Origin of the sequence: Dyella marensis (assembly GCF_049532885.1) — a bacterium.
Classification (GTDB): Bacteria; Pseudomonadota; Gammaproteobacteria; order Xanthomonadales; family Rhodanobacteraceae; genus Dyella_D; species Dyella_D marensis.
This window is the reverse complement of record NZ_CP064029.1, coordinates 988,709-1,004,464: the sequence shown is the minus strand read 5'-3', so window position 1 is coordinate 1,004,464 and position 15,756 is coordinate 988,709. Positions and strand designations below refer to the sequence as shown.

Here is a 15,756-nt window from a genome sequence, read left to right as displayed (position 1 = left end):
CGAGATTCACCTACTTCTTCCGCCCTTTCCGACGGGGCGCATACCGTCACGCGCCATCGATTGAAGAGTTGGCCAGGATGCGCCAAAAGCACACAGGATGGATGCGGCAGGCAATTCGCCTGTATCAATCGCCATGGCGCCGGTCAACCTTAGAGCCCGCGCGCGTCGTGAAGTCGCGTCGCGAATAGGAACAAAGGAAGGTCTCGTTCGGCTGAAGGCGCTTCAAGGGTAAGGACGTCGCGACGGCGACTCATTTCTACTCAATGCCACCCAACCGAATTGTCATAGTTCTTCCGGCCGATGTCTGCACTTGACCGGCCTGTCATGCGCCATCTTTTATGATACTCGGGTGTCCAGGTCGTTAGCCGACTCGCCCCCGAGTCACGACGGATGGAGGCCTCTATGAATGGCAATCCACTGATTGATTGGTGTGAAAAAGTGGCAGCACCGGCCCTGGAGGCGGCGGCGGCCGGGCAGCCGATCAGCTTTGCAGCGAAGCAAGCACTTCTTCGCCTATCGGACATACTGGCATCGCAAGATATAAGCGAAGGCGGATCATCCGCCGAAAGCGGTCGTCACCCGCTTGATCAGTTCGGCGTTCTAGAACGGTTATCTGGCACCCGCAAAAGCTGAGTGCCCACTGGAATTAACGCGCTACACATGTCGATAGGACTACACCAAGGAAGGCCTTGGTGCTTATAGGCCACCTGTCACGTGCATGGTCAACGATTGGTATGCCTGACTCGCCTTTGCTTCAGTCGCTGGAGATCTCGATCATGACAGGCATTCAAGGCTCATACCGAGGCTTGATCTACATCGCCATCTACCGCCGTAAAAGGGACGCCGTGAGCTGGTCGGCGAGTCTTGAAGACGACGACGGGGAAGTGACGTTTGTCGCAAACCGCTTCCTCTGCAGCCTTGGAACAGTCGACTGCGAAAGTGCAGTTCGCCAGCGAATTCTGACCAGCATCGACGACTACCATCGCCGCCACGAGACACCGATTCTCCACTAATGCCAGGAGAAGAAGGCCGTTAACGCTTCGGGGTGGCGGCGACATCACCAACCCGATTCTTGCGGACGACATGACAGACAACGCCTTGCCTCAAGGTAGCCACTGGGTCATCCATCTTCCGACAGACACCACAACCTACAGTGGTGTCATTTCCAGTACGAGAACGCTCATCGTCGAATCGCGCAGCTGCCTCCATTCTTGCGGAGCCATAGCGCGTCCACGATGGGGTTCGTGGCACCGCCCCAGAAATGAAGCTCCGTGCAGACAAAGCCCACGCCCCGCTGAGCATCAGACTCGAAGCGGCGCGTCAAGAGGGCGCGGATAGAGCAGTTGGGAGGGCGCTTCGACGCGCGCAGGAGAACATGCTCCTGGCCTGCGCGGTTACCCCCGCCGCACCCGCGCACCCTTTAGAGGTCGATTTCGACGAAGCTATCCACAGCCCGCCGGAACCGGCCTGCTGCGGCATGTAGGGTATGAAGTGCGAGACCGTGGCGACGCACTTTGACGCACGCGATAGACGCCGATGCCACCGCACGATCATTCCTGACGGTGAATGCGCAGGTTAGGCACGTGCCAACGAAAACGATCCGCGTCGAGGGGAGTTCCGACAACCCGAGGATCCCGCAGCGGCCGCCTTCTGCCCTGCTTCGGCGAGGCTTTCTAGGCCATCCGTCGCAACGCTTTCCCGCGGGGACCCTGGCTGCACCGGAAACAGGTAATCGAGGTAATCCGCCGCTTTTTGGCGCTCAAACCATTGATTCCACGCAGATCAATGATTACCTCCAAGAGGTAATTCGAGGTGACCCCAAAGGTAATCACTTTCTAAGTGATTGATCTTTCGTGGCCAGCCCCATCTGCATGATTACCTTTTAAGGAGGTAATCCATCACCTTCTAATTACCTCAAAGATTACCGTTCAGACCCGCCTTTATCGCATTGATCTCACGCGAAAAACCTATCTACGAAAAAGCATGATCACCTTGATTACCTTTTTCCGATGGAGTCACACATTTTCCAACTCATGAAAGAGCGACGCGTCCCCATCCATCGTGATCGACGACAATCTCCACGAGCGCGCAGTCGCACGCCGCCGGTGGTACTCGGGTGGCACTCATCAGAACGCCACCGCCCTTTGTCCCATAGCACGCTCCTACCGATAGCGTCGCGTCGTCGCCTCCCTCGCCGCGCCATCGCTTGTGTACAAGTCCACTCATACACCTCAACGAGCTTGCCCAGGTGGCTCGCCGTGCCGACGATTGTGGCCTCATCCACCACGCTTCCCCCCCTATGCCGCACACCCATGGTTCTGGGAGACCTCATTCAGAACGGCCTCTCCTTGCCCAACTTCGCGACGACCGTAATGCTGCTTGTCATCACCATGACCGCGCTCGTGGATGTCACCGCACCTCCCCGGTGACGTCCGCCGAAGCGCTCGTATTCCGTCCCTTCCCCTTGCTGGAGCGTGCATGATCGGCATCCCCTCAACCGGCAGTCTGACTCAGGCTGTCCTTACCGCGGTCTGCTTCGAAGGCCTTTCTGCTGAGACCCGGGAGGGACGTAAAGCGACACTCGCCATCATCGACGAGAACGGAAAGGTCATCGAAAGAGGCCCCGCCGTTGCGCGGGAGGCCTGGAATGTCACGCTTGCCTGCTACAAGAATTTCCTGGTGGGACAAGGACACCTTCGGGTGTTCTCTGGTCCACCGAGCGCTGCAAACTGAGACACTACAAAGCGGCCTGATGGCCGCTTTTTTTCGCACTTGCGAAAAGTTTATATAGACTTGACTTTGGGCACGCAAAGAAGAAGTAACTCGCCCCGCGGCAGCGGGGCGAAACCCTCGCCAAAGGCGAGACCCACCAGCGCCAACGCGACAACCAAGCGATACCGCCACTGGATCCCGGCCTACGCCGGGATGACGAAAATGAGACGGCGAGGCAAGACCGTTGCCCCCTCCCCGGAGGAGAGAGGGTCACGGAAGCATGTCAGCCGCCGCGTGCCGCACGCAGTTGCGGCCATCCGACTTCGCGCGATACAGCGCCCGGTCCGCCGACGACACGAGCTGCTCAAAGCTCGCGCCACCCGCCCCGACGGCAACCCCGATACTCGTAGTCACCCGAAGGCGCTGCCCGTTCACGATCACCGACGAACCATCCAGCGCCGCGCGCAACCGCTCCGCCAGCTCGCTCGCCGCCCGCAGGTCCGCGCCCGGCAAGGTCAGCAGGAATTCCTCGCCGCCGTAACGGCCCGACGCGTGCCCCGGCCATGCCACCACCTCGCGCAGTACCGCCGCGGCATGCACCAGCACCGCATCGCCGCCCTCGTGCCCCCAGCGGTCGTTGATCTGCTTGAAGCGGTCCAGGTCCAGCGCCAGCACCGCGAAGGGCTGGCCGTGCAGCCCGCTCGCGGCCAAGGCGCGGCGGCCTTCCGCCAGCATGGCGCCGCGGTTGAGCAGGCCGGTCAGCGCATCGATCGAGGCCGCGCGGCGCAGGTCGACCATCAGGCGCTCGGTGATCAGCAGCAGCAGCGCGAAATAGGCGGCGAGGCTGATCACGATGCCGGCGACATAGGTCATGGTCACCGGCGCGCCGCCGCGCAGCAGGTCCTGCCCCGCGTCCGGACTCAGCGGCACGAACGGGCGGATCATGAACAGCACGGCGTCCGCCGCCAGGATCAGCGCCAGGATGCGGCAGCTCAGGCGGATCTCGCGCGGCGCATGACGCAGCAGCAGATAGATGGACCAGAGATTCCAGATCAGCGCCTGCACGCTCGCCAGCACGATGCGCACATGCAGGTCCGGCTGCGCATAGGCGAACCAGGCGATCCCGGCGGCATAGGCCAGCACGATCGCCAGCGGCGCGCGCCAGCGCAGGCGCCGCTGCATATGCACGGCCAGGCCCTTCACCATCAGGGCGCCGGCCAGCGCGATGGCGCCGTTGGCCAGCACGATCGAGATGAAGTCCGGAATCTGTCCGCGCAGCGAGATCAGCGCGATGCCCGCGGTGGACACCCACAGGCTGGCCACCCAAACCCGCAGCGCCGCCTGTCCGCGCAGCACCAGCATCAGCGACGTGAAGCCGATCGCCGCGCTGATGGCGGCGAGGAAGCTGACGAAGATCAGGGTGGGAAGGTCCAGGTGCATGAGAGCCTCGCTCCGTCTGGCGCTTGCAGGTCGGCCGCTGTAGCGGCGGCATCGGCGGGAACTTAAAGGGAAGCGCGGCCGCTGCGCAAAAAAAAACCACCGGCGGCTGCCGGTGGCTTCGTGCTTCGGTCTGCCGAAACCGGCCCGGAGCCTTGCGGCGCCGGGCCGTTCCGTCCGCTTAGAAGTCGTAGCGGGCGGTCACGCGGAAGTAGCGCGGATCGGTGTAGTTCAGCTCACGGCCGTACAGCGGGTTCACCGTGGTGCGGTTCAGCGCGTAGCGATAGTTGTACATCGTCGCCGTCTGGCGGTTCAGCACATTGATCACGTCGAGCTGCAGGGTCAGCTTGTTGTCCAGCCAGCCCGGCGTGTAGGCCGCATTGAGGTTCAGCTGGTAGGTCCACGGCGTGGTGCCCTTGGAGCCGCGCGGCGAGATCGCATAGCCAGGCTGGCCCGGCAGGCCGCAGAACCAGTACGTGGAGCTGTTGTACAGGCCGGCGTCGGCGGTCGGGTAGAAGCTGGTGCAGTTCTTCGGGCGGCCCGAAGCAGCGACCAGGGTCGCGCCGAAGCGCCATTCCTGGTTCAGCTGGTAATAGCCGAACGCCTTCACCTGGTGCGCGCGGTGGTTCGGCAGGGTGCCGTTGGAACCGACCATCAGCTGCGGCAGGTCCCAGTCCTGGGTGCGCGACACGTCGGTCTGGCCGCCCGCGCCGGTATCCAGGTCGGAGGCCAGCTGGCCTTCGGTGTTGCCGTAGTTGCGCGAGAAGGTGTACTCGACCTTGCCGTACCAGCTGTCGGCGAACGGATGTTCGACGAACAGATCCACCGCGTAGTACTTACGCTTCAGGTCCGGCAGGTTCAGGTCCTTCTGGCTCAGGTGCACTTCCTTCAGGCTGCCGTCCGCCTGCGCCACCATGAAGGTGTTGCCGCGGCCCGGGTTGAAGGTGAGGCACTTGTTGCCGAGCGCCTGGATGCAGGTGTCGTCGATCGCGCTCATCAGCTTGCGATAGGTCAGCTTCGCGCCCCAATTGAAGGTCGGGGAGATCTGCTGCTCCATGCCCAGGATGTACTCGTCCTGGAAGTGCGCGCGCAGGCCCTTGGCGGCCACGGTGCGCGGATCCGGCGCCTGGCCGCATTCCTTGTTGGACGACACGCCGCCGGTGCTGGCGCAGATGAACGGGCTGGCCGGGTTCACCGCGATCGGGTTCAGGCCGAGCGGCACGCCGCTGACCGGGTCCACGCCGGTGTAGGTGAAGTACTGGTTGCTGATCAGCGAACCGGACACGCTGCGCACGGCGGCGTTGTTCGGCACGGCCAGGTGGTAGCGGCCGGCATTGGCGAACACCTTCAGGCTGGAATCGCCGAACACGTCCCAGGACGCGCCCAGGCGCGGCGCCAGCTGGTGGCGCTGCTTGATGTAGGCGTCGCCGTTCTTGTTGTAGTTGGTGAACTGCTCGTTGCGCAGGCCGATGGAGAGCAGCCAGCGATCGTTGACCTGCCAGCGGTCTTCGATGAACTGCGCCGCCTGGTCGGTTTCCACGCCGGCACGCTGGGTGTTGTACGCCTTGTAGACGTAGTAGCCCTGCGCGCCCAGGCCGCCCGCCGAAGCCGGCGAACCGGTCACGCCCAGGCCCGGGTCGATCGCGGTGGCCGGGTTGGTCTGCTTGGCGTACACCCAGGCGTAGCCGCCGGCGTATTCCTTGCCGGTGAACGACTTCGCGTTCTGCGCGTCGTAGCCGAAGCGGATGTCGTGGTCACCGAGGCGGTACTCGATGTCCAGGCGCCAGCCCTTGGTCTTGTCGTTCGCGCCGTCCAGCGGCAGGGTCGAGGTGACCGCGGTCTGGCAGCTGTTGTAGGTGACGCCCGGGGCCTGCGCGTTCGAGCCGACCGAGATGTACGGGCAGGCCGGATTGAAGCCGTAGTTGGTCTGGACGTGGTTGATCTTCTGCGTGCCGTACAGCGCCGACACGGTCAGGTCGTCGGTGATGTAGCCGGTGTACTTGGCGATGTAGAGGTCGCCGCCGTCCTTGGTGTAGACGCCGCCGGTCTGCGTGTTGCCGTGGCTGAGCGTCTTGTAGTCGTACGCGTAGCGATCCGAGGTGTACTCGGTCTTGTCCGACACGCCCGTGAATTCGAGGATGTGGTTGTCGGTGATGTTCCAGTCGATCTTCGCGGTCCAGCGCGGCATCTTGTACTGGTAGTCGCTGTAGCCGATCTTCGAGGCCGAGGCCGCGGAGTTCGAGAACGAACCGACGCTGGCGCCTTCCTGGCGGTTCACTTCGGCGTCGATGTAGTAGAACAGGCGGTCCTTGATCAGCGCGCCGCTGATGTACGCGCCGACGGTGGACTTCCAGTACTGGTTGCGGTTGCGGTACTGGTACAGCTTGCCGTCGGTGGCGGCGTTGGTGGCCGCGCCGGTCTGCGGGAAGTAGTTGTTGCGCGGGCTGGCGCGCAGCGCTTCCGGTTCCCAGATGGTGTAGATGCCGCCCTTGGTCTGGTTCGAGCCGCGCTTGGTGACGATGTTGATCACGCCGCCGGTGGAACGGCCGAACTCGGCGCCGTAGCCGCCGGTCAGCACCTGCTGCTGGTCGATCGCGTCGAACGGCAGCTTGGTGAAGCCGATCGAGGTCAGCGGGTTGGTCACGGCGTAGCCGTTGATGAAGTACGCGTTCTCCGACGAGGCCGCGCCGCCGAAGCTGGGCACGCCGTAGCTGGAGTTGGCGACCACGCTCGGCGCCAGCATGGCGGCGGCGGCGATGTCGCGGTCGATCGGCAGCTTGGCCAGCTGCTCGGAGGTCAGCACGGTGCGGGTGTCGACCGAGGACACGTCGATGGCCGGCAGGGCCGAGGCCACCACCGAGACGCCGTCCAGGTTCTTCGCGTCGGTCGCGGCCGCGGCGGAGGCGCCGAAGGACACTTCCGTGCCGCCGGCGATGCTCAGCTCGACGTTGTCGCGGGTGCTGACGGCGGCGCCGTTGTTCTTCAGCGTCACGCTGTAGCGGCCGGTCGGCAGCGAGCTGAAGCGGTAGCGGCCCTGCTCGTCGACGGTGACCGAACGGGTCAGGCCGGTGTCGACGCTCTTGATCTCGACGGTATTGCCCGACTGCGGGGCGACCTGGCCGAAGATCGAGCCGGTGATGTTGGACTGAGCCAGGGCGCCGGTGCCGGCCAGAGCCAGGGCAACGGCCAGGGCCAGGGACGAACGTCCCTTAGGCCGCTTGGTGAAAGCAGCGAGGTAACTCACAGGTTGTACTCCCATCAACTTGTTAGCAACGCAAGATCCGCAAGCGGGTGCGGACCGGGGATGTGGGTCGTGCGAGCCCGGGGAAGGGCCCTGCTCCGAGGAATGAAACGTGCCCCCGGATGGCTAACCAGATGCGGCTCGACGAGCCCCCCTCTCGTATCCATCCAGCCCCGAAGAGCAGCGGGCTGTATAGCGCAACAAAGTACGATTCTCAACGAATTTGTAACGCGATTTTTTTCACCCGGTCACTAATTCCGCCGCATGCGCGGGCCGGAAAACCCCGTAAATCGCTGTAGAAAATGAGAATTCGCACGTGCTGCGGCGCGACATGCAAGCTTCGTGAAAGCTTGCGATTCAGCTCGCACAAGCGCACGAAACCTTCGCATTGGCGATCGCGCCCTGAACGTCTCCACGCGCTTTCGAAGCGCTGTTCACACCCGACCTGCTGGTATCGATGACGGACGTTCGAAACACCGCGTCCGGCTGTCTCCCCCGGACAGCGTCCCCTTTCTCAGGAGAGTTGCCATGCAGACTTCCAACCTGTTCCGTAAGACCCTTCCTGCCGCCGCCCTGGTCGCGCTGCTCGCCGCCTCGCCGCTGGCCCAGGTCGCCGCGCAGGATGCAGGCGCCACGCAGAAACCGACCAGCAACCAGACCGTGCCGGACAAGGCCGCCGACGGCTGGATCACCACCAAGGTGAAATCGGAGCTGGCCACCACCAAGGGCATCAAGAGCGGCGACCTGTCGGTGAACACCACCGACGGCGTGGTCACCATCACCGGCACCGCCGCCACCTCGGGCGAGAAAGCCAAGATCGAGGCGATCGCCAAGAAGGTCAAAGGCGTGAAGAGCGTAGACACCGGCGGGGTCACCGTCAGCGACAACGCGAAGTAAGCGCCGCGCCCCGCTCCCTGCCAGCGCGGGGCGCGCGGAAACGAGAAAGGAGCCCGCGGGCTCCTTTCTTTTTGCAGCGACCGGTAACGCGCCGCGTCAGCGATACAGCATGCCGCCGCCCAGCTGGTTGGTGTCGCGCGTCTCTTCCAGCTCCACGCCATCCAGGCCCTGCGACAGCGTGTGCGCGTCGCCGCCCTGGGCCAGCTTGATGCGCAGGCGCACTTCGTTGGAGCTGTCGGCGTGGCGCAGCGCGTCCTCGTAGGAGATCTCGCCGGCGTGATAGAGCTCGACCAGGCTCTGGTCGAAGGTCTTCATGCCGAGGTTGGTCGATTCCTTCATCACTTCCTTGAGCTTGTGGATCTCGCCCTGGCGGATGTAGTCCTGCACCAGCGGCGTGCCCAGCAGGATCTCCACCGCCACGCGGCGCGCCTTGCCGTCCGGCGTGGGAATGAGCTGCTGCGCGACCACGCCCTTGAGGTTCAGCGACAGGTCCATGAACAGCTGCGAGCGCCGGTCTTCCGGGAAGAAGTGCAGGATGCGGTCCATCGCCTGGTTGGCGTTGTTGGCGTGCAGGGTGCACAGGCACAGGTGGCCGGTTTCGGAGAAGTTGATGGCGTGTTCCATCGTTTCGCGCGTACGCACCTCGCCGATCATGATCACGTCCGGCGCCTGGCGCAGGGTGTTCTTCAGCGCGTTGTCCCAGCTATCGGTGTCGATGCCCAGCTCGCGCTGCGTGATGATGCAGCCCTCGTGCTTGTGCACGTATTCGATCGGGTCCTCGATGGTGATGATGTGCCCGGTCGAGTTGGCGTTGCGGTAGCCGATCATCGAGGCCAGCGAGGTGGACTTACCGGTGCCGGTGCCGCCGACGAAGATGATGATGCCGCGCTTGGTCATGGCCAGCTGCTTGATCACCGGCGGCAGGCTCAGTTCCTCGATGGTCGGGATCTTGGACTCGATCCGGCGCAGCACCATGCCGACGCAGTTGCGCTGGTAGAAGCACGACACGCGGAAGCGGCCCACGCCCTGCGCCGAGATGGCGAACTGGCATTCGTGGGTCTTTTCGAACTCCTCGCGCTGCGAGGGCGTCATCACGTTGAGCACCATGTCGCGCGACTGCTGCGCCGACAGCGGGCTCTGCGTGATCGGCACGATGCGGCCCTGCACCTTCATCGACGGCGCGACGCCGGCGGTGATGAACAGGTCCGAGGCCTTCTTGTGGACCATCAGCTTGAGGAAGGAGGTGAAGTCGAAGTCGCTCATGGCGTGGCTCCCTTGGAGCGGGGAACGGGGAACGGGGAACGGGGAACTTGAAGGGCATCACGGAGCGCGGCGCACTGCTTCAACCGCACCTCACGGCGCGCGCGTGCCAAGGCTCGCGACAAGCACCATGTTCCCCGCTCCCCGTTCCCCGTTCCCGTTTTCACTTGAAAACCTCTTTGTTCCTGGCGTACGCCGCGGCCTGCTGGCGCGTGATCAGGCCGCGCTTGACCAGGTCCTGCAGGTTCTGGTCGAGGGTCTGCATGCCGTACTGCTGGCCGGTCTGGATGGAGGAGTACATCTGCGCCACCTTGTCCTCGCGGATCAGGTTGCGGATGGCCGGGATGCCGACCATGATCTCGTGCGCCGCCATGCGGCCGCCGCCCACCTTCTTCAGCAGCGACTGCGAGATCACCGCGCGCAGCGATTCGGACAGCATCGAGCGCACCATCGGCTTCTCGCCGGCGGGGAACACGTCGATGATGCGGTCGATGGTCTTGGCCGCCGAGCTGGTATGCAGGGTGCCGAACACCAGGTGGCCGGTTTCCGCGGCGGTCAGCGCCAGGCGGATGGTTTCCAGGTCGCGCAGCTCGCCCACCAGGATGAAGTCCGGGTCTTCGCGCAGCGCCGAGCGCAGCGCCTCGTTGAAGCCGTGGGTGTCGCGGTGCACCTCGCGCTGGTTGACCAGGCACTTCTGCGAGGTGTGCACGAATTCGATCGGGTCCTCGATGGTGAGGATGTGGCCGTATTCGTTCTTGTTGATGTGGTCGACCATCGCCGCCAGCGTGGTGGACTTGCCCGAACCGGTCGGGCCGGTGACCAGGATCAGGCCCTGCGGCTGCTCGATCAGCTCGCGGAAGATGCGCGGGGCGCCGAGGTCTTCCAGGGTCAGCACTTCGGACGGAATGGTACGGAACACGCTGCCGGCGCCGCGGTTCTGGTTGAACGCGTTGACGCGGAAGCGGGCCAGGCCGGGAATCTCGAAGGAGAAGTCGACCTCGAGGAATTCCTCGTAGTCGCGGCGCTGCTTGTCCGACATGATGTCGTAGATCAGCGCGTGCACCTGCTTGTGCTCCAGCGCCGGGATGTTGATGCGCCTGACGTCGCCGTCCACGCGGATCATCGGCGGCAGGCCGGCGGACAGGTGCAAGTCCGACGCCTTGTTCTTCACCGAGAAGGCCAGTAGTTCGGCGATATCCATGCGTTCCCCTTCGAGCGTTCACTTTGGGCGGTACGGCGTGGGGAACGGTCGCGGGCGGCCTGGCTCGGCCTGAGCGCTGCCACCCTGGCGGGTCCCCCTCGCAGCGGCCCGATACTACTCGCGGCGCGGCGACAGGAGCCAGTCTTTCGGGTGGCCGATGTTTGAAAGTGATAACCCCGTAATGGCGCCGTAGGCTGGGGTGAGCCGCAGGCGAACCCCAACGCAGCCAGGACCCGAACCCGGATGATCCGGCGGCGTCCGTTGGGGTTCGCTGCGCTCACCCCAACCTACGGGTAAGGTATGGCCCCCACGTCCCCCAAGGAACCCGCATGACCCGCATCGCTTTCATCGGCGGAGGCAACATGGCGCGCAGCCTGATCGGCGGCCTGCTCAAGACCGGGATCGCGGCCTCCTCCGTCAGCGTGGCCGAGCCGCGCGCCGAGGCGCGCCAGGAGCTGGGCCGCGAATTCGGCGTGGCCTGCTATGCCGATGCCCGGCCCGCCGCGGCCGAGGCCGACGTGGTGCTGCTGGCGGTGAAGCCGCAGGTGATGCCGGCGCTGCGCGCCGAACTGCAGGACGTGCTGCGCCAGCATCGCCCGCTGCTGATCTCGATCGCCGCCGGCGTGCGCATCGACCAGCTCGAACGCTGGTTCGGCGCCCTGCCGATCGTGCGCTGCATGCCCAATACGCCGGCCCTGATCGGCGCCGGCGCCACCGGCCTGTGCGCCAACAGCCGGGTCAGCCCGCCGCAGCGTGCCGTGGCGCAGCGCATCCTGGACGCCGCCGGCCTCACCCGCTGGCTGGAAGACGAGTCGCTGATGGATACGGTGACCGCGCTGTCCGGTTCCGGCCCGGCCTATTTCTTCGCCCTGGTCGAAGCGCTGGAAGACGCCGCCGTGGCCCAGGGCATGCCGCGCGAAACCGCGCGTGCGCTGGCCGCGCAGACCTGCCTGGGCGCCGGCCGCATGCTGGCCGAAAGCGGCGAGGACCCGTCCGAGCTGCGCCGCCGGGTGACCTCGCCCAACGGCACCACCCAGGCCGCGCTGGAAAGCTTCAGCGCCGACGGGCTGCCGCGCATGGTGGCGCGCGCCGTCGCCGCCGCTACCCGCCGCGGCGAGGAACTGGCCGCCGCCCTGGATGACGCCCCGTGAGCTATCTGCTGAATGCCGTTTCCTTCCTGGTCGACCTCGTCTTCGGCGCGGTCTGCACGCTGTTCCTGCTGCGCCTGCTGGCCGAGGCCACGCGCGCGGACTTCAACAATCCGCTGAGCCAGTTCCTCTACCGCTACACCAATCCGGTGCTGGCGCCGCTGCGCCGCGTGCTGCCGAACTGGCGCCGCATCAACCTGGCCTGCGTGCTGCTGCTGTGGGTGCTGATGCTGCTGCAGCGGCTGGTGACGTTCGCGCTCTACGGGCAGGCGCCCGATCCGCTCGGCCTGCTGGTGCTGGGCCTGGCCGACCTGCTCGACTTCGTGCTGCTCACCTACCTGGTGCTGATCTTCATCTGGTCGCTGCTGAGCCTGTTCCCGATGGACCAGCGCCACCCCGCGCTGCGCCTGGTCGGCAACCTGGTGGCGCCGGTGCTGCGTCCGCTGCGCGGCAAGCTGGTGGCCGGCGGACTGGATTTCTCGCCGTGGATCGCGGTGATCGTGCTGGTGCTGCTGCGCATCCTGGTGGCCGCGCCGCTTACCGCGCTGGGCGTGCAGCTCGCGCTGGGGCGCTGACGCCATCGGCGCAGGTTGGGGTAAGCGCAGCGCACCCCAACGTGGCGATGGCGTTGGAGTGCGCTGCGCTTACCCCAACCTACGCCGCTATTTCGCGGCCCAGGCGGCGATATGCCGATGCATTTCGCTGAGCCCGTCGAACAGCGCGGCCGGCCCCGGCTGCAGGATGAGCGGCGACTTGATCTCCACCACGTCGCCGCTGCGCACCGCCGGGATCGCGTCCCAGCCTGGCCTTGCGGCCACATGCTCGGGCCGGAAGCGCTTGCCGCACCACGAGCCGAAGATCACCTCCGGCGCCGCGCGCACCACCTCGCCGGGATCGGCCAGGATGCGGTGCTTGGCCAGCGACTCGCCGGATTGATGCGGAAACACGTCCTCGCCACCGGCGATGCGCACCAGCTCGGCCACCCAGCGGATGCCGGTGATCAGCGGCTCGTCCCACTCCTCGAAATAGACGCGCGGATGCTTCGGCAGCGCTTCGGCGGCCGCGCGGATCTTCGCGATATGGCGTTCGGCTTCCTGCGCATAGGCCTCGGCCTTGGCGCCCGCGCCCACCATCGCGCCGAGCCGGCGGATATAGGCCAGGATGCCGTCCACGCTGCGATGGTTGCTGATCCACACTTCCACGCCGGCCTTGATCAGCTCGCGCGCGATGTCGGCCTGCATGTCGGAGAAACCGATCACCAGGTCCGGCTCCAGCTTCAGGATCTCGCCGATCTTGGCGCTGGTGAAAGCCGACACCTTCGGCTTCTCCTTACGCGCCCGCGCCGGCCGCACGGTAAAGCCGGAGATGCCGACGATGCGGTGCTCCTCGCCCAGCGCGTAGAGGACTTCGGTGGGTTCTTCGGTGAGGCAGACGATGCGGTGCGGAAATGCGTCGGTGGGCATGGTCTCGGCGAAAAAAGCGCGGGGTGAAAGCGCAGGTGCGGCTCAGTGACCCAGCACGGTCACGGTGACCTTGCGCTGGTGCGGATCGTGCCGGTGCTCCCACAGGTACACGCCCTGCCAGGTGCCCAGCAGCAGCTTGCCGCCGTGCACCGGCAAGGTGAGGCTGACGCCGGTGAGGATGGAGCGCACGTGCGCCGGCATGTCGTCCGGGCCTTCGGCGTCGTGCCGGAAGATCGCGTCGCCGTCGGGCACGGCGCGGGCAAACCAGCGCTCCAGGTCGTCGCGCACCGCGGGGTCGGCGTTCTCGCTGATCAGCAGCGAGCAGCTGGTGTGCGTGGTAAAGACGTGGGCGATGCCGGTATGCACGCCCGCCGCCATGACCGCCTCGGTCACCTTGTCGGTGATCTCGCTGAAACCGCGGCCGCGCGTATGCACGGTGAAGCCTTGCTGGGCGACGTGTCCGGCGGGCGCGGCTCGGGTCATGGCTGCAGTCTCCTCCAGGGATAAAGCTTGCGGCGCAAGCTTCAGGGATAAAGCATGCGGTGCGTCCAGGTCTGGCCGTGGCGGCTCCAGCGGACGCGTTCGTGCAGGCGGTATTGCGCGCCGTACCAGAACTCGATCATGTCCGGCTCCACCACATAGCCGCCCCAGTGCGGCGGACGCGTGACGTCGCGGCCATCGAACTCCTGCTCGTAGCGCGCCACGCGCTGCTCGAAGGTGTCGCGGTCCGGCAGGGTCTGCGACTGCAGCGAGGCCCAGGCACCGATCTGGCTCAGGCGCGGCCGGCTGGCGAAGTAGGCATCCGACTCCTCTTCCATCAGCTTGCGCGCGGCGCCTTCGATGCGCACCTGCACACCGTCGCGCAGCAGCTTCCAGTGGAAGCACAGCGCCACCTGCGGATGCGCTTCGAGCTCGCTGCCCTTGTCGCTCTGGTAGTTGGTGAAGAAACGGAAGCCGCGCTCGTCGGCGCCCTTGAGCAGCACCACCCGCGAGCTCACGCGGCCGCCGGCATCGGCGGTGGCGAGCGTCATGGCGGTGGGCTCGGGGTCGCCGCTGGCCCGGGCACCCTCCAGCAGCTGTTGGAAGGTCTCGAGGATTTCGGGTTTCAGCATGGGTCTTGAATCGTGGCCGGCGCGCGTCATCATGCGCGGATGGTTAACGATGCTATCACGCAGAATTCGACCCTGGCGGGACTCCTGCTGGATCAGTACGCCGGCCGCATCGCCCGCTCGCGGCGACCCTACCTGCTGGGCATCTCCGGCCTGCAGGGCAGCGGCAAGAGCACCCTGGCGCGGGAGGTGAAGGCCCAGGCCGAGGCGCGCGGCCTGGCCACCGAGGTGCTGGCGCTGGACGACTTCTATTACAGCCGCAGCGAGCGCGAATCGCTCGCCCACCAGATCCATCCGCTGCTGAAGACCCGCGGCGTGCCCGGCACGCATGAGATCGAATTGCTGATGTCGGTGCTGGCCGCCCTGCCGCATGCGTCGGAGAAGCTGCCGGTCACCTATCCGCGCTTCGACAAGGGCCGCGACACGCGCATGCCGCCCTCGCGCTGGCCCCGGATCACCCGCCCGCCCAAGCTCATTGTGCTGGAAGGCTGGGCGCTGGGCATCAAGCCGCAGCTGCAGTCGGCGCTGGACGAGCCCGTCAATGCCATGGAACGCGACGAAGACCCCGACGGCACCTGGCGCCACTGGGTCAACAAGCAGCTGCGCGGCTACCAGCCGCTATGGCGCAAGCTGGACGCGCTGGTGGTGCTGCAGGCGCCGAACTGGGAAGTGGTGCGCCAGTGGCGCAGCCAGCAGGAAGAGGAACTGCTCGCCCGCCATGCGCCGCTGGCCATGGACGCGAACGCGATGGAACACTTCCTCGCCCACTTCGAACGCCTGAGCCGCCACGCCCTGGCCATCCTGCCCGCACTGGCCGACACCTGCGTGGAGTACGACACGCAGCGGCACGTCACCGGGCTCAGCCATTTCTGAAGCCGGCGGCGCGCGGGCCCGGCATGGCCCGCGCATCCGGCTCAGGACAAGGGTTCGACCATCACGGCGGTGCCGTAAGCCAGCACCTCGGTCACCCCGGCCATGACCTCGTTGGCGTCATAGCGCATCGCCACCACGGCGTTGGCACCCAAGTCCCCAGCATGTCGAAGCATCGACTCGAATGCTTCCCTGCGCGCCTTCTCGCACAGATCGGCATACAGCGAAATATTGCCGCCGATCAGCGTCTGCAGGCTCGCGCCCAAAGTACCGACAATGCTGCGCGAGCGCACGGTAAGTCCGCGCGCGATGCCCAAGGGGCGGACGACGCGGTAGCCCGGCAGATCATTGCCGGTGCTGATCAGATGCAAGCGGATATGAGACATGCGCACTCCTTTTCGATGAATGGAGCGCGGAT

15 protein-coding genes are annotated in these 15,756 nt (G+C 65.6%); 7 read left to right on the top strand and 8 right to left on the bottom strand.

The features are described from left to right. Positions 1-402: 402 nt before the first annotated feature. The 3 genes from ISN75_RS04340 to ISN75_RS04330 all read left to right on the top strand — a co-directional run bounded on the left by ISN75_RS04340 (position 403) and on the right by ISN75_RS04330 (position 2,733). Entirely contained in the window at positions 403-633 is a 231-nt protein-coding gene (locus ISN75_RS04340; RefSeq protein WP_214573050.1) for a hypothetical protein, read from the top strand. Positions 634-734: 101 nt separating this feature from the next. Beyond that, positions 735-1,013, top strand: coding sequence for a hypothetical protein (locus ISN75_RS04335; RefSeq protein ID WP_214573051.1), 279 nt, complete (start codon positions 735-737; stop codon positions 1,011-1,013). A 1,465-nt stretch (positions 1,014-2,478) separates the two neighbouring features. After that, a complete protein-coding gene (locus ISN75_RS04330) occupies positions 2,479-2,733 on the top strand; it encodes a hypothetical protein (RefSeq protein ID WP_343819320.1) in 255 nt (84 codons plus the stop codon). A 249-nt stretch (positions 2,734-2,982) separates the two neighbouring features. Here ISN75_RS04330 and ISN75_RS04325 read toward each other — a convergent pair whose 3' ends face one another. Continuing rightward, positions 2,983-4,152, bottom strand: a complete 1,170-nt coding sequence (locus ISN75_RS04325; protein WP_343819321.1) for a GGDEF domain-containing protein — start codon at positions 4,150-4,152, stop codon at positions 2,983-2,985. A gap of 178 nt (positions 4,153-4,330) precedes the next feature. Then, positions 4,331-7,393 (bottom strand): TonB-dependent receptor, encoded by a 3,063-nt coding sequence (locus ISN75_RS04320; protein ID WP_343203548.1) that lies wholly within the window; start codon positions 7,391-7,393, stop codon positions 4,331-4,333. 525 nt (positions 7,394-7,918) lie between these two features. Here ISN75_RS04320 and ISN75_RS04315 point away from each other — a divergent pair. Then, positions 7,919-8,287, top strand: a complete 369-nt coding sequence (locus ISN75_RS04315) for a BON domain-containing protein (protein ID WP_167252304.1) — start codon at positions 7,919-7,921, stop codon at positions 8,285-8,287. A gap of 96 nt (positions 8,288-8,383) precedes the next feature. Here ISN75_RS04315 and ISN75_RS04310 read toward each other — a convergent pair whose 3' ends face one another. Both ISN75_RS04310 and ISN75_RS04305 read right to left on the bottom strand, forming a co-directional pair. Beyond that, the gene (locus ISN75_RS04310) at positions 8,384-9,550 is read right to left on the bottom strand and encodes a PilT/PilU family type 4a pilus ATPase (RefSeq protein ID WP_168648154.1); all 1,167 of its coding nucleotides are present in this window, start codon (positions 9,548-9,550) and stop codon (positions 8,384-8,386) included. A gap of 160 nt (positions 9,551-9,710) precedes the next feature. After that, entirely contained in the window at positions 9,711-10,748 is a 1,038-nt protein-coding gene (locus ISN75_RS04305; protein WP_167252306.1) for a type IV pilus twitching motility protein PilT, read from the bottom strand. A 329-nt stretch (positions 10,749-11,077) separates the two neighbouring features. Here ISN75_RS04305 and proC point away from each other — a divergent pair, with 329 nt between their 5' ends. Both proC and ISN75_RS04295 read left to right on the top strand, forming a co-directional pair. Further along, positions 11,078-11,899: a pyrroline-5-carboxylate reductase gene (gene proC / locus ISN75_RS04300; protein WP_343819322.1), complete on the top strand. Its 822-nt coding sequence runs from the start codon at positions 11,078-11,080 to the stop codon at positions 11,897-11,899. Beyond that, positions 11,896-12,471, top strand: a complete 576-nt coding sequence (locus ISN75_RS04295; protein WP_167252308.1) for a YggT family protein — start codon at positions 11,896-11,898, stop codon at positions 12,469-12,471. Before proC ends, ISN75_RS04295 begins: the two co-directional genes overlap by 4 nt. A gap of 87 nt (positions 12,472-12,558) precedes the next feature. On the opposite strand, the gene ISN75_RS04290 is transcribed toward ISN75_RS04295, so the two are convergent. Genes ISN75_RS04290 through pdxH form a run of 3 tightly spaced genes read right to left on the bottom strand, consistent with a single transcriptional unit; the run spans position 12,559 to position 14,471 of the window. Further along, positions 12,559-13,359, bottom strand: coding sequence for a cobalamin-binding protein (locus ISN75_RS04290; RefSeq protein ID WP_343819323.1), 801 nt, complete (start codon positions 13,357-13,359; stop codon positions 12,559-12,561). A gap of 42 nt (positions 13,360-13,401) precedes the next feature. Continuing rightward, on the bottom strand, positions 13,402-13,842 hold the full coding sequence (locus ISN75_RS04285; protein ID WP_167252310.1) for a secondary thiamine-phosphate synthase enzyme YjbQ: 441 nt from the start codon (positions 13,840-13,842) through the stop codon (positions 13,402-13,404). Positions 13,843-13,883: 41 nt separating this feature from the next. Beyond that, positions 13,884-14,471, bottom strand: a complete 588-nt coding sequence (gene pdxH / locus ISN75_RS04280; RefSeq protein ID WP_167252311.1) for a pyridoxamine 5'-phosphate oxidase — start codon at positions 14,469-14,471, stop codon at positions 13,884-13,886. Between the two features lie 39 nt (positions 14,472-14,510). Here pdxH and ISN75_RS04275 point away from each other — a divergent pair, with 39 nt between their 5' ends. Beyond that, on the top strand, positions 14,511-15,341 hold the full coding sequence (locus ISN75_RS04275; RefSeq protein ID WP_167252312.1) for a kinase: 831 nt from the start codon (positions 14,511-14,513) through the stop codon (positions 15,339-15,341). Positions 15,342-15,382: 41 nt separating this feature from the next. Here the strand turns inward: ISN75_RS04275 and ISN75_RS04270 are convergent, their stop codons facing one another. After that, positions 15,383-15,724: a YbjQ family protein gene (locus ISN75_RS04270; RefSeq protein WP_167252313.1), complete on the bottom strand. Its 342-nt coding sequence runs from the start codon at positions 15,722-15,724 to the stop codon at positions 15,383-15,385. Positions 15,725-15,756 lie beyond the last annotated feature (32 nt).

Bases quoted from the DNA above. Each gene is read 5' to 3' on its own strand.
- proC (WP_343819322.1), top strand. From the start codon at position 11,078: ATGACCCGCATCGCTTTCATCGGCGGAGGCAACATGGCGCGCAGCCTG.
- ISN75_RS04275 (WP_167252312.1), top strand. From the start codon at position 14,511: ATGGTTAACGATGCTATCACGCAGAATTCGACCCTGGCGGGACTCCTG.
- ISN75_RS04270 (WP_167252313.1), bottom strand. From the start codon at position 15,724: ATGTCTCATATCCGCTTGCATCTGATCAGCACCGGCAATGATCTGCCG.
- ISN75_RS04340 (WP_214573050.1), top strand. From the start codon at position 403: ATGAATGGCAATCCACTGATTGATTGGTGTGAAAAAGTGGCAGCACCG.
- ISN75_RS04330 (WP_343819320.1), top strand. From the start codon at position 2,479: ATGATCGGCATCCCCTCAACCGGCAGTCTGACTCAGGCTGTCCTTACC.
- ISN75_RS04290 (WP_343819323.1), bottom strand. From the start codon at position 13,359: ATGCCCACCGACGCATTTCCGCACCGCATCGTCTGCCTCACCGAAGAA.
- ISN75_RS04315 (WP_167252304.1), top strand. From the start codon at position 7,919: ATGCAGACTTCCAACCTGTTCCGTAAGACCCTTCCTGCCGCCGCCCTG.
- ISN75_RS04310 (WP_168648154.1), bottom strand. From the start codon at position 9,550: ATGAGCGACTTCGACTTCACCTCCTTCCTCAAGCTGATGGTCCACAAG.
- ISN75_RS04285 (WP_167252310.1), bottom strand. From the start codon at position 13,842: ATGACCCGAGCCGCGCCCGCCGGACACGTCGCCCAGCAAGGCTTCACC.
- ISN75_RS04305 (WP_167252306.1), bottom strand. From the start codon at position 10,748: ATGGATATCGCCGAACTACTGGCCTTCTCGGTGAAGAACAAGGCGTCG.
- pdxH (WP_167252311.1), bottom strand. From the start codon at position 14,471: ATGCTGAAACCCGAAATCCTCGAGACCTTCCAACAGCTGCTGGAGGGT.
- ISN75_RS04335 (WP_214573051.1), top strand. From the start codon at position 735: ATGCCTGACTCGCCTTTGCTTCAGTCGCTGGAGATCTCGATCATGACA.
- ISN75_RS04325 (WP_343819321.1), bottom strand. From the start codon at position 4,152: ATGCACCTGGACCTTCCCACCCTGATCTTCGTCAGCTTCCTCGCCGCC.